At 59.4% G+C, this 6,572-nt stretch carries 6 protein-coding genes; 5 read left to right on the top strand and 1 reads right to left on the bottom strand.

What is annotated here, in order from left to right:
* Window positions 1–879: 879 nt before the first annotated feature.
* From BQ8794_RS15875 to BQ8794_RS34810, 5 genes are all read left to right on the top strand, one after another.
* A complete protein-coding gene (locus BQ8794_RS15875) occupies window positions 880–1,131 on the top strand; it encodes a hypothetical protein (protein WP_077379182.1) in 252 nt (83 codons plus the stop codon).
* 141 nt (window positions 1,132–1,272) lie between these two features.
* Window positions 1,273–2,301: a hypothetical protein gene (locus BQ8794_RS15870; protein WP_143744588.1), complete on the top strand. Its 1,029-nt coding sequence runs from the start codon at window positions 1,273–1,275 to the stop codon at window positions 2,299–2,301.
* 38 nt (window positions 2,302–2,339) lie between these two features.
* Window positions 2,340–3,512, top strand: a complete 1,173-nt coding sequence (locus BQ8794_RS15865) for a cupin domain-containing protein (RefSeq protein WP_077379178.1) — start codon at window positions 2,340–2,342, stop codon at window positions 3,510–3,512.
* A gap of 46 nt (window positions 3,513–3,558) precedes the next feature.
* Entirely contained in the window at window positions 3,559–4,671 is a 1,113-nt protein-coding gene (locus tag BQ8794_RS15860; RefSeq protein WP_077379175.1) for a hypothetical protein, read from the top strand.
* Between the two features lie 38 nt (window positions 4,672–4,709).
* Window positions 4,710–4,979 (top strand): hypothetical protein, encoded by a 270-nt coding sequence (locus BQ8794_RS34810; RefSeq protein WP_143744587.1) that lies wholly within the window; start codon window positions 4,710–4,712, stop codon window positions 4,977–4,979.
* Window positions 4,980–5,861: 882 nt separating this feature from the next.
* Here BQ8794_RS34810 and BQ8794_RS15855 read toward each other — a convergent pair.
* Window positions 5,862–6,329, bottom strand: a complete 468-nt coding sequence (locus tag BQ8794_RS15855; RefSeq protein ID WP_077379173.1) for a PIN domain-containing protein — start codon at window positions 6,327–6,329, stop codon at window positions 5,862–5,864.
* Window positions 6,330–6,572: the final 243 nt, after the last annotated feature.

Below are 6,572 nucleotides of genomic sequence, written 5' to 3'. Positions count from 1 at the left end.
CTGCAGGCACTCAGCCTCCGGCAATAGATCGACGCACGTCTATGGTGATTATCGACTCCGACAGAGCCGCGCCCAGCCGCCCACCGTTCGGACAACACCGCGCGGAGGCGCTACGAAGCGGTCTGTCCGCATTCACCCCAGAGCTCCTCGACGGCGGTCGCGCCATCGCCGACATCTGCCGAAATCCGAAATCCCCATAGCCATCGCCTGTGGCCCGCGGGTTCCTTCCTCGGGGACTTTCGTACGCCGGCCGGCGCCCGAAACTCTTCACGAATCCCGACTGACAGCTTTCGGTGTCCGTCTGACAAAAGCTGACCTTGGGGCAGTTGACTTTCAAGCAGCGCCTGGAATGGGACTGAAATCGGAATGACAGCTGGGAGGCGGCGATGCGCGAGAGGCCGTGTCTGCGTGACACGCGTCTTCCTCCTCACCGAAAATGCATAGCCGTAGGCACTCGCAAACCAGTCATCAGCCACTGACCCGTCAGCGTTAGTCAGATCGATCGGCGTATCCAACGGCTGCGGGGTCTTTCGCGGGCGGCGCCGGCGTCCATAAGTTCGGGGCTATCCGTCAGAAGTCAGAGCCAAAGCGAAGGCTGTCGTGCTGGTTTGGCAATCGATGATAACCGGTCGTCTCGAATGTTTTTCCTTAAGCGCAGCGGGCGGCATTCAAGTTGAGACGGTTATGATCGAGCGAGTTGACCTGGTTCGAACTTGACAATCACCTGTCCGCGAAAGAGACTGGAGCTCGATATAACCATTCGACTGGAGCAAGCGCGAAGTAGCGATCAGTCGGTACGAAAAGAGCGGCTAACTCCCGTAGATCATCACGAGAAGCGCCGAACGAAGTATTTGAAGAACCCGCATTTGGGAGTTCGCCATGGAGCTTATCGAGAACACCGAAAAGAGTAAGTCGGAACAGACGTTGTGCGCCGTTTACGCCAGGAAGGTTCCGGCCCTCGCTGTAGACATGAATGCCCTGCTCGCCAAGCACGGCATCAAGGATATGGAGATCCAGAGCTTCAGCTTCGGGAAAGGTCCTGGGCTCGTTTCCTCCAAGGATTCGACCATGGTTGCAGGAGTCGGCGCGACCAAGGACGGGGTGGTCGTAGCGGCGATGTACGAGAAATAGGATACGCAGCGACGCTGAGAGCCGCGCGATGTTGGCCGTCAGGCGCTGCAGGCACCACCGGATCGTTCCTTGCCGTTTGTGCGCGGGCGTGCCCGTGCGGCGGCACGCTCAAGTCGCAGCCATCCGATGAGCGCGGCGGCTATGTCCGACCTTATCGGATGGGTGCCGTTCGATCTCTCGTGGCGCTCCGAATCGACGTGCGCGCAACTGGATAGGATTGCGTGGCTCTATTGCGGAGGGGTTTCCTTCTCGGAGGCGTTCTTTCTGCAGACGATCGATCGGGTCCATTCTGAAACCCAGCAGGACATAATATACGCCAAGCCCGATGTCTTTTCAGATAGAGCCGGCCCATCTTTCGACTATCGTCCAGCAGGTCTGATCTTTCATACTTCCAGATGTGGATCGACAGCCGTCGCCAACGGTCTCAAATGTTGCGACAACACCCAGGTCGTCTCGGAATATTGGCCGCTGACACAATATCTTTGGCGCACTCTGCTCGACCCCGTGCTGGAGACGGTGAGCGAAGCAAGAGACCTCGATACGCTAGCCGTGAAGACGGCAGTGTGGTGTCTGGGGCGGTGCCGAAGTGGCAGCGACGAGAATGTCGTCCTGAAACTCACGAGTTCCAGTCTCCACAGTCTTGCCGAGATTAAGCGAATATGGCCGGAAGTCCCATGTCTTGCGGTGATCAGGGATCCGCTCGAGATCGCCCAGGCCAGCCTTCGTGGAGGAGGATGGATGGGGTTGAAACAGGATGCGGCCAAAGGCGCATATCTGGCCGGCGTCATACCCGGCGGACCGAACTCTGTCGCGGAAGTGTCGGACGAAGAATATGCCGCGCGGGTCGTCGGCAATTACCTCGCCATCATTGCCGAGAACTTGTCATCGTTCGACGCAATCGTTCGACACGACAACCTCTCAGGCTCGACTATCATCGACGCCGCGTCGCTGTTCAATCTTGCCGCGCCGGTGTCGTCGAAGGTCGATAAGGTTCTGTCCCTTGACGCCAAGAGCAACGGCAGAATGCCGTACCCGCAGCGACGTGTGTCGACGGCCTCGGATGGCCTCGTTGCAGAGGTGAACCGTTATGCGAGGGGCCCATATGAAGAGATCATTTCTCGGTTGCGTCTCGGCAAGGTCATTGAGAGGCGTTTGCATGCACACGGATAGGTTTGCGCTCGGCTCGATTTGGCGAGGAGGGCGCACACATGATCGATGAGGGTTTTTCAGCCCTCGGCCGGCTCGTCGGACACCAGGAAACCAGCAATTTCATCGCGCGGAAGCTCGAGCGGGCGCCGCATCTTTCGCCGAGGGCCGACACACGAGCCTTGTTGTCCATAGACGACATCGACCGGTTTTTCGCGACGATCAAGTATCGAACCGCCGAGTGTTTCTGCGTGGATGGAAACAATCCGGTCGACGTCTCAGAATTCTCCAGCAGAGGCGTGGTCGATAGCCGCAAGGCGCTGCGCCTCTTCGACAGCGGCGCCACGATCGTCCTCAATCGCGTTCACCTCTATCATCCGGCGCTGGCGGAATTTTGTGGTCAGCTCTCCCGAGAGTTCTCCGCGCCGTGCCAGGCGAACGTCTATCTCACACCTCCCGGCTCGAAAGGCTTCAATCTTCACTACGACACCCACGACGTTTTCATGGCGCAAGTGGCCGGATCCAAGCGATGGCGCGTCTACGATTCGGTCTTCGATCTGCCGCTAGCGAGCCAAGGCAGTTCTGCGCGGCTGGAGCCCGCAGGCGATCCAGTCATCGAGACCGAACTCAGCGCTGGCGATGTGCTCTACATGCCGCGTGGGTGGTCGCACGAAGGCACGACCACCGGAACGACATCGCTCCACATCACGTTCGGTGTCTATTTCTTCACTTGGGCGGACGCGCTCATTGAGGCGGTTTCCAATCGCGTGTTGCGCGACAGAAAATACCGCTCCAGCTTGCCTCTGGATCTTCTGCGCGACGATTGCGACCCGGGTGACATCAGCCGTGGGGTACAAGACATGCTGGCGGCGATCGCCTCCGAGGTCGATGTCGCGTCGTTGCGGCGGGCCTTCAAGGCGCAATTCGACGAGCAATTTCCGGATAGTACGGTTGGGCTGCTCAATCAACTCGTCCGGGCGAGAGAAATCACCGACCTCACCAAAGTTCGCGCCAGGGTGCAACGGAAAACGAGGGTTGAGCCCGATGGTTCGCTGGTGATCGACGTTGCTGGCGGAACGCTTCGGATCGCGGACGCAGGTCGAGAGGCTGCCTTTTCCTGCCTCAGTGGGAGAGCCGTCACGGTCGGTTCGCTGTCGCAATGGTTGGCACCCGACGCCAGGATTGAACTTGTGCAGCGCCTGATCGCGGCCGAAACCGTCAGCGTGATCGCATGAGAGGCGCGTCGCACGTCGTGCCCTTCGAGATCAGCGGACATACACAATGAGCAACTTCCTAATCGCGACCGCGGCGAACGACATCCACGCGATCATCGTGGCCCAGGCCTTGCGGTCGCTCGGGCACGAATGCTTTCGCTGGATGACGAGCGACTTTCCCTCGGCTCAGCGCTGCAGCGTTTCATACGCCGGCGGCGCCAGATTTCACATTGAGGGACTGGACGGCTCGTTCACTCTCGACGCCGACCGGGCCGATCTCGTGTTCTGGAATAGGCGCATCATCCGGGAGCATTTCGTCAGTGCGGAACTGCCTGCCGCCGATCGCGTCATTGCAGCCTCGCAAAGCAAGGTGTTTGTGCAGGGGCTTTTGCCGTTTCTCGATCGCAGTTGCACTTGCATAAACAAGATCTATGCCGCCGAGCGGGCGGAGAGTAAGCCGTTCCAACTGATGATGGCCGAGAAGGCCGGGCTTGCCATCCCCGACACCGTCGTGTCGAACGATCCGGTGGTCATCCGGCGTTTCGTTGAGAGTGCCGGCGGCCGCAGGCTGGCCAAGCCCTTCTCGCCGACGGTGTGGAAGGGCGCGGACGGCGACTTCGTTTCCCGTTCCGCCATAGTCACGCCAAATGACCTGCCGGAAGACATGTTCCTGCAAACGTGCCCGATGATCTTCCAGAGCTATGTCGAGAAGGCCTATGAGGTGAGGGTCACGTGCTTCGGCGATCTTACGGTCGCGGTGCGGCTGGATTCGCAGGTATTCGAAGCCTCGAAGGTGGACTGGCGCGCCGTGTCGCCGACGAAGCTGGGGGTCGAGCATATCGAGGTTCCGCCGGCCGTCAGGACCGCCTGCCGGGCTCTCCTCGATAGCATGGGGCTGCAGTTTGGCTGTATCGACATGATCGTGACGCCTGACGACGACTGGGTATTCCTGGAAATCAACCAGATGGGCCAATTTCTCTGGGTTGAGGAAATCAACCCGGACGTGCCGATGCTCGATCTCTTCGTTCAACTGCTGACAGGTACGACCGAGTTCGGCGACGGCAAGTCAAAGTATGGTCTCCGCCACCAGGATTTTATGGCGAGCGCTAGCGCGGAACTGCGAAGAGAGCAGCCGTTGCGTGCCCAAAAGGTTGGTGTTAACGTCGTCGATGATCGCTAATACACTGGTTTTTTCATCATAGCTGGGAGTATTCTTTAATGTCCGATCGCGAAATCCCGACACTCGGCACCTCCTCTCTTTCTCCGGCTTCTTCGAGCAGGCTCGTGTCTTTCCAAGCGTCTGACAGCGCACAGTCTGAGGCCAGAGTTGTATTAGGCCAGCGTATGCTGGGGCGGGCGTTGGCGGTTCCGTTCAACTATGCGGAACTCTATCGTGATCCCGATGCTGCCCGGCGGGGCGAGTTCGATCCGGACGAATTGCTGGCTAAGTCGACCTGCGCAAGCAATGGCGGCGAGGACGAGAGCTGAGATCAAGCGGCTACCGAAGCGACCGTGAGGGTCACATCCCCGCAGGTTGGCGCGTAGAGCTGGTTGGAGCGGCCGCGTGTGGCGCTGACACAGCCGATTTTACACGGCGCCGTAGTCGCTTGTTCGACCGCGACCGGCGCGATGGAGTTCCGGGTGCGCGCGATTGTCGATATCGGGTTTCCAAGGATAGTTGGCTTCATCGAGGTCGAAGTATGCTGGTCGTTGCGCCAATACCCTCAACCGGACTGAAGGTACCGAGTTCCTTAAGCCCGATTTACCCAAAGATGCCGTGCAGAAACCAATGGTGCGACCCGATCTCCGGGTCCTCGCCGTCACCGGCACTGTAGGACCAAAAGCGGTCGCCGGCCTCATCGTGGATGCGGAAAGTGTCTTCAGGAAGTGACCGAGTGGTCTAAGCGGCGGGCATGGTGGCCTGGAGGACATATGCAGAAAGGCCACGTCGCGTGATGTCGGTTCTCGCTAAGATTGGCATCCGCGCACGTCAGCTTAGCATTCTTTCAGGCTAGGATCATCCCTCCAACTTGGTCCGTGAATTTCGTGTCGCGCTAGCGATGCTGTCGCCACGCTCCCGAACGCAACCATGCGGCGCTGAACTGCTGGGCCGTTTTCGCCCTAGCTGGGTACTAAGCTTTCGCAGGTGCACGCCGGGGCCGGCCTTTGAAGTTCCCGCCGCAGCGATGCCTGGAACCGATGTGGGACCAGCTCAACCCGATTGCGCAGATAGGCGTGGAATGGCCCTGCATCAGGACCAGCAGTCGACCGCAGAGGTGTCGTCAGCGACACCCTCTTGGCCATCTCAGCACCCCGGCTCCAAACCGTGAGGGCACCCTGAACGTCTGACTCGTCCCGCGACGACAAGGGTCAGTAGCGTAAATTTGGTATTCTGCCGCAGCTCCTCGCAGCGTCAGCCATGAAGACCAGCGCAGGGACATCAACCGACGTTCGGAACACCTCAGCGACAACGCGATTGTCGGCATCGGTGAGCTCAAACTGCTCACCGTCCAGATCCTTGGCTTTGAACAGGGCGCCGAATTCGAAAGTCACCAGCGGACGAGCGTCCCGCAGATTGATGGGGGCGTAGTTGTTCTGCTCGAGCCGGCGGACCAGGTCGCTGAATTCGGCAGCACGCTTGCGAAGTCGGCCGCTGCTGAACTTGTGCTCATCCATCTCGGCACCGACCTTGGTGGGCACGATGATGCGGATCGACGTTGCAGCAGGCGCCAGCTCATGCCAGGGGAGTGAAGCTAGGGCCTGAAATTCGATGAGGATGTTGGTGTCGACGCAGAAGGTTACCTGTTCGGCAGCAAGCAATTCGACTACTGTGGTCATGGTTTTCTCGCAAAGCCTCCCCGCGACCCATCGCCCGCACCCGATGAGAATGATTATGGCTGGTCACCTATGGGTGCAATGGAGATCAGTCACCTATCCTCAAATGTCCGCTTTGCGACGCATTGCGACCCTCAGCAGGCGCTAGCCGCAACGGCAGCTTGCAAGCGATGGCGAAGGTTTGCCTGAACGACCAACATGAGGCTCGCTTTCTGTCAGGAGACGCCAGCCGGGACTTCGCGTCGT

The sequence above is a fragment of the Mesorhizobium prunaredense genome (assembly GCF_900156895.1).
Classification (GTDB): domain Bacteria; phylum Pseudomonadota; class Alphaproteobacteria; order Rhizobiales; family Rhizobiaceae; genus Mesorhizobium; species Mesorhizobium prunaredense.
The sequence above is the reverse complement of the archived record's forward strand: the minus strand, read 5'-3'. Positions and strand labels throughout refer to the sequence as shown.

Coding starts and splice junctions, on each gene's coding strand:
- BQ8794_RS15875 (WP_077379182.1), top strand. CDS start 880: ATGGAGCTTATCGAGAACACCGAAAAGAGTAAGTCGGAACAGACGTTG.
- BQ8794_RS34810 (WP_143744587.1), top strand. CDS start 4,710: ATGTCCGATCGCGAAATCCCGACACTCGGCACCTCCTCTCTTTCTCCG.
- BQ8794_RS15870 (WP_143744588.1), top strand. CDS start 1,273: ATGTCCGACCTTATCGGATGGGTGCCGTTCGATCTCTCGTGGCGCTCC.
- BQ8794_RS15860 (WP_077379175.1), top strand. CDS start 3,559: ATGAGCAACTTCCTAATCGCGACCGCGGCGAACGACATCCACGCGATC.
- BQ8794_RS15855 (WP_077379173.1), bottom strand. CDS start 6,329: ATGACCACAGTAGTCGAATTGCTTGCTGCCGAACAGGTAACCTTCTGC.
- BQ8794_RS15865 (WP_077379178.1), top strand. CDS start 2,340: ATGATCGATGAGGGTTTTTCAGCCCTCGGCCGGCTCGTCGGACACCAG.